This is a genomic window from Glutamicibacter sp. AGC84 (genome assembly GCF_053543575.1).
The window spans coordinates 71848-77025 of record NZ_JBLVOC010000006.1; the positions used below are offsets into that span (position 1 = coordinate 71848).

Sequence of the window (5178 nt, forward strand, 5' to 3'; positions counted from 1 at the left end):
CGCCTTCGGGATTGAAAGCTAGTTCTTCTTCTGCGAAATCACGACCGCGGCCACGATGGCGATGATCAGCGAGATGACCAGGAACTTGCCGCCATTGCCGGACTTCTTGTCCTGGGCGGCGAGGTTCTTCTGCGCGGCCTGCACAGCGCTCTCCACCGAGGCGCGGGCACGCTTGGCGGCCTTGGAATTCCCGCCGACATTCTCGATCAGGTTGGCGCCGGCCTTGCTGATGGCTTCGGTGTTGACACCGGAGACGGCCTCGTTCCAGCCGCCACGGATTTCTTTCGGCAGCTCTTCCTTGGCAGCCTTGGCGAGTTTCGCCAGCGACTTTTCAACTTGCTTCAAGCTCTTGGCAGTCTTCGACATGTTGTTCCTCTCTGATGGACCTTGAGTCTGGTGGACCTTGAGGTCTCAGCTCCCAGCCTAGCCAGCCGGGGGTGGGCACTCAAGACCGCGCCGTTGCGCTGACTGCGAACTGGGAATTTACTGGGAGGCTGCGGGCGGGCGCAGCTTGCGAATGCGGGTCCGCAGCGCGCTGAGCAGGCACAGCAGCATCAGGATCGCCGCGATCGAAAGCACCGTGGCAAACCCGGGAGAGGTGGCGTGGCCGGTGTAGCGGTCCACGATGATCCAGCCGATCACCCACAGCGCGCCGGCGTTCAGGTAGATCCCCATGGGGTTCTTGAAGCTCACGGCGCTGAGGAACAGCGCCAGGAGAAGCACCGACAGGGCGCAGGCGCCCTTGAACATCAGGGAGCTGGCGTCGGCCCCGGACAGGGCGGCGAAGGCGACAGTTTCGGCCAGCACGATCACCGAAAGCCACCCGGTGAACAGCCCGAAACTGGCGCGGGTAATCCACCGGTCCACTTGCTGCAGGGCAGGGGTCTTGCCGATCATCACCACGATGCGGATCAGCAGTGCCAGCAGGAGCAGGCCGAACACCAGCGAGGTGCCGATGCGGTCGCGCTCCAAGAACGCCACCCACAGCGCATTGCACAGCACCGCGCCGAGCACCCAGGGGCGCAGCCGCCGATGGAACCCGGTGCGTTCCTGCGGCAGGCATTGCCAGATCGCGTAGAACGCCACTGCGGCCATCAGCCCGAACCAGGGCAGCTGCCCGATGCGCGGCACCGAGGTGACGGTGGCGTCCTGCCCCATCCACCCGCCGGCGAGTGTTTCCAGCCCGGCGGCGGAAAGCACCGCCCACGCCGCCCAGCCCAAGCCGAGCAGGATGATGGCGGCATAACCGCCGGTAACCAGCCTTCTTTTCACGATTCCGAAGGTACCACGCCGCCAAGGTTAAAACCGTTCGCCACGGTTAGAGTGGAGCCATGACAGATCTTTGGGTACGCCGTGCCATTTCCCTGCTCGACGCTGACGCGAACCGCAGCGCCGACACCCACCTGCATCGCTTCGAACTTCCCGCCCACTGGGGGATCGAGCTCTATTTGAAGGACGAGTCGGTGCACCCCACCGGTTCGCTCAAGCACCGGCTGGCGCGCTCGCTGATCCTCTACGGGCTGGTCAACGGGAAGATCGGCGAAGGCACCACGCTGGTGGAGGCCTCCAGCGGATCCACGGCCGTTTCCGAAGCGTACTTCGCGCGGATGCTGGGGCTGGACTTCATCGCGGTGGTGCCCAAGTCCACCAGCGGCGAGAAGATCGAGCTGATCGAGTTCTACGGCGGACGCTGCCATCTGGTGGACGCGGCCGGCCAGGTCGATGAGGCGGCCCGCGCGCTGGCGGCCGAAACCGGCGGCTACTACCTGGACCAATTCACCTATGCCGAGCGGGCCACGGATTGGCGCGGGAACAATAACATTGCCGAGTCGGTGTACGCGCAGATGGCCGCCGAAGCCCACCCGATCCCCAGCTGGATCGTGGTCGGCGCCGGGACCGGCGGCACCAGCGCCACCTTCGGGCGCTATGCGCGCTACAAGCGGCACGAAACCAGGATCTGCGTGGGCGATCCGGAAGGCTCCTCCTTCTACGGGGGATGGCGCACCGGGGACATGGGCTACGCAACGGGGCAGGGATCGCGCATCGAGGGGATCGGCCGGCCCAGCGTGGAACCGAGCTTCGTGCCCGGGGTGATCGACCAGATGGTGCAGGTGCCCGATGCCGCCTCCCTGGCAGCCATGCATTTCCTGCGCGCCAAGACCCGCTACTTTGCCGGCGGCTCCACCGGGACCAACCTCTACGCGGCGTTCGGGATCATCGCCCAGATGCTCGAACGCGGCGAGCAGGGCTCGGTGGTGACGCTGATCTGCGACTCCGGCGAGCGCTACGCGAATACCTACTACAACGAGCAGTGGGTGGCCGAGCAGGGCCTGGACCTGGAGCCCTACGCCGCGCAGCTGGAGCGCTTCATCCAGACCGGGGCCTGGCGCTAGCTGCCACGCAGGGCGGGCATGAGCCCGGCCTGCTTCTTGCGCTGGTGCACCGAGAAGTAGCCCAGGCCCGCTTCGCCGGCCACGAAGCGCCGTTGGGAGCGGGCGGGCAGGTAGATGATGTCGCCGATGGCCAGCTCGATGGATCCGCTGGCGGCATGCAGGACCCCGGAGCCGGCGAAGACGTGCAGCACCACGTCCAGCTCCGGGCCCTGGTGCTCCCCGATCTCTCCGGACGGGGCCAGCGAGATCACGTTGGCGTCGAGGTCGCGCTGCCCGGGTTCCAGCTTCCAGATCGCTCCGTTGGTTTTTCCGGCGGCCAGCTCGGTGGTATTGGCCATGCGGCGCGGTTCGGGCATCGTCTCTCCTTGAAGTTCTCTGCTGCAGCTTCCAGCCTATCCAATGGTGGGCAGCGCCCCGGTCCACCCAGCGGTGACGCAGTGCGTGCCGAACTGGGCCAGTTGGCCACGCGGCCGCTCATCCTGGCCATGGCACTGGGAGCGCTGGTCAACGGGGGCACCTTCGCGGCGTTCACCTTCATCGCGCCGGTTGCGGCTATCACCGCCGGCGTGGCCAGCCCAGGGCGGGTATCGGATCGGCGACCGGGCCTGGTGCTCTTCTCCGGAGGACCGCTGCCGCTGGCCGGTTGGGTCGTGTTGGCTTGGACCGCGTCGCATCCCATGGCGCTGCTCTGCCTTGTCTTCATCCAGGGTTTCCTGATTCTCGGCGTCGGCAGCACCGTGATTGCGCGGGTGCTCTACGCGGCCTCGGCATTGTCGGCGGCCGCTCCCTTGGCCATGCTGCTGAGCCGGCGCATGCTGTTGGATACCACGGCTGGCTCCCATCGATGATCCGCCGCGGGGTGCACCGGTGCGGGGTAGCCGGCGTTGCCCCGTAATTTGCGCTCGTTGCGTGCGCCACCTGCCGGTGTGTTGGGAGGAACCTGCGGCAGCGTCAAAAACCCATGACACAAGGTGGCTGGCGCAGTAGGGTGAAGAATAGACCCACTGGAAAATTGTGTGCAGGAGGAATGTTTTGCCTACCGTAGCCGACCACCTGATTGAACAGCTCGATACCCAGGGAGTGCGCCGGATTTACGGCCTTCCGGGGGATTCCCTGAACGGCTTGACCGATTCATTGCGGGAGAACGGGCGGATCGAATGGGTCCACCACCGCCATGAGGAAGCCGCTGCCTTTGCCGCGGCGGCCGAAGCCGGAATCACCGGAGAGCTGACGGTATGCGTCGGCTCTTGCGGACCGGGGAACCTGCACCTGATCAACGGGCTGTACGACGCGAACCGCTCGCGCGTGCCGGTGCTGGCGATTGCAGCGCACATCCCTACCGAGGAGATCGGTTCCAACTACTTCCAGGAGACCCACCCGGTGGAAGTCTTCCGTGGCTGCTCGGTCTATGCCGAACAGGTTTCCGACCCCAAGCAGATGCCGCGCATGCTGCGCATTGCGATGCGCGAGGCCATCGAGAAGCGCGGCGTGGCAGTACTGGTGATTTCCGGCGATGTCGCGTTGGCGGAGATGGAACGCACGCCCACCCAGGAAATCACCAAGACCAACCCGCGGGTGCTGCCCAATGAAGACGAGCTGGAGCGTACCGCAGAGATCCTCGAAGGCTCGCGCAAGGTCACCATTCTGGCCGGTGCGGGCGTGGCAGGAGCTCATGACGAGGTGATCGCGCTGGCTGGCAAGCTCGGGGCGCCGATCGTGCATGCGATGCGAGGCAAGGAGCATATCGAGTACGAGAACCCCTTCGATGTGGGCATGACGGGCCTGCTGGGTTTCGCTTCGGGCGCCAAGGCGATTGCCGAATGCGACGTGCTCCTGATGCTGGGCACCGACTTCCCCTACCAGCAGTTCTACCCGCAGGACGCGACCATCATCCAGGTGGATATCCGCGGCGAGCAGATCGGCAAGCGCACCCGGGTGGACATCCCGCTGGTGGGCACCGTGAAGGACACCGCGGCGGCTCTGGATGCGCTGCTGCCGGTGCAGACCCACCGCAAGCACCTGGAGACAGCGGTGGAGCATTACCGCAAGACCCGTACGAAGCTCGACGAGCTCGCCACGCCCTCCAAGCCGGGTGCTGCAATCCATCCTCAGTATCTGGCTCGGCTGATCGACCAGCACGCAGATGAGGATGCGATTTTCACCGCCGATGTGGGATCCCCGGTGATTTGGGCGGCCCGCTACCTGACCATGACCGGCAAGCGACGGGTGCTCGGCTCCTTCAACCACGGTTCCATGGCCAACGCACTGTGCCATGCCCTGGGCGCCCAGGCAATTGACCGGCAGCGTCAGGTTATCGCCTTCGCCGGGGACGGCGGATTGGCCATGATGCTCGGTGAGCTGCTGACCGCCACGCAGAACAAGCTGCCGATCAAGATCGTGGTGTTCAACAACTCCTCGCTGAATTTCGTGGAACTGGAAATGAAGGCCGCCGGGTTCGTCACCTACGCCACCGATCTGCACAACCCCGACTTCGGGGCCGTGGCTACCGCCTCGGGGCTCAAGGGCTACCGGGTAGATGATTCGGCGCAGCTTGAAGCCACGGTGCAAGAATTCCTGGCCCATGACGGTCCTGCGCTGCTGGATGTAGTGACCGACCGCCAGGAGATGTCGATGCCACCGGAAATCAAGTTGGAACAAGCCAAGGGATTTGCCTTGTATGCCATACGCACCGTGCTCTCCGGGCGTGGCGACGAGCTGCTGAATCTGGCTAAAACCAATTGGCGGCAATTGTTCTAGCCCTTTTATGCCTATGCTTGTTGCTGGT

5 protein-coding genes and 1 pseudogene are annotated in these 5178 nt (G+C 65.0%); 3 read left to right on the top strand and 3 right to left on the bottom strand.

What is annotated here, in order from left to right; all coding sequences use genetic code 11:
- Nucleotides 1–18 precede the first annotated feature (18 nt).
- On the bottom strand, nt 19–366 hold the full coding sequence (locus ACNPN0_RS04255; RefSeq protein ID WP_133833294.1) for a hypothetical protein: 348 nt from the start codon (nt 364–366) through the stop codon (nt 19–21).
- A 117-nt stretch (nt 367–483) separates the two neighbouring features.
- Entirely contained in the window at nt 484–1272 is a 789-nt protein-coding gene (locus tag ACNPN0_RS04260; RefSeq protein WP_105661401.1) for a hypothetical protein, read from the bottom strand.
- A gap of 59 nt (nt 1273–1331) precedes the next feature.
- Here ACNPN0_RS04260 and ACNPN0_RS04265 point away from each other — a divergent pair, with 59 nt between their 5' ends.
- Nucleotides 1332–2393 (top strand): PLP-dependent cysteine synthase family protein, encoded by a 1062-nt coding sequence (locus ACNPN0_RS04265; protein WP_448937291.1) that lies wholly within the window; start codon nt 1332–1334, stop codon nt 2391–2393.
- Here ACNPN0_RS04265 and ACNPN0_RS04270 read toward each other — a convergent pair.
- The gene (locus tag ACNPN0_RS04270) at nt 2390–2749 is read right to left on the bottom strand and encodes a cupin domain-containing protein (protein WP_448937292.1); all 360 of its coding nucleotides are present in this window, start codon (nt 2747–2749) and stop codon (nt 2390–2392) included. The two genes, ACNPN0_RS04265 and ACNPN0_RS04270, sit on opposite strands and share 4 nt — an antisense overlap.
- A gap of 39 nt (nt 2750–2788) precedes the next feature.
- On the opposite strand from ACNPN0_RS04270, the pseudogene ACNPN0_RS04275 reads away from it, so the two are divergent.
- Together ACNPN0_RS04275 and poxB are read left to right on the top strand one after the other, a co-directional pair.
- Nucleotides 2789–3160: pseudogene (locus tag ACNPN0_RS04275) on the top strand (Cmx/CmrA family chloramphenicol efflux MFS transporter); the annotation flags it as partial.
- Nucleotides 3161–3425: 265 nt separating this feature from the next.
- Nucleotides 3426–5150 carry a ubiquinone-dependent pyruvate dehydrogenase gene (gene poxB, locus ACNPN0_RS04280; RefSeq protein WP_105658529.1) on the top strand — a complete coding sequence of 575 codons (1725 nt, stop codon included), beginning with the start codon at nt 3426–3428 and terminating at the stop codon, nt 5148–5150.
- The last annotated feature ends 28 nt before the right edge of the window (nt 5151–5178 follow it).

What these genes read in the sequence shown, in the direction of transcription:
- ACNPN0_RS04265 (WP_448937291.1), top strand. Translation starts at nt 1,332, where the DNA reads ATGACAGATCTTTGGGTACGCCGTGCCATTTCCCTGCTCGACGCTGAC.
- ACNPN0_RS04270 (WP_448937292.1), bottom strand. Translation starts at nt 2,749, where the DNA reads ATGCCCGAACCGCGCCGCATGGCCAATACCACCGAGCTGGCCGCCGGA.
- ACNPN0_RS04255 (WP_133833294.1), bottom strand. Translation starts at nt 366, where the DNA reads ATGTCGAAGACTGCCAAGAGCTTGAAGCAAGTTGAAAAGTCGCTGGCG.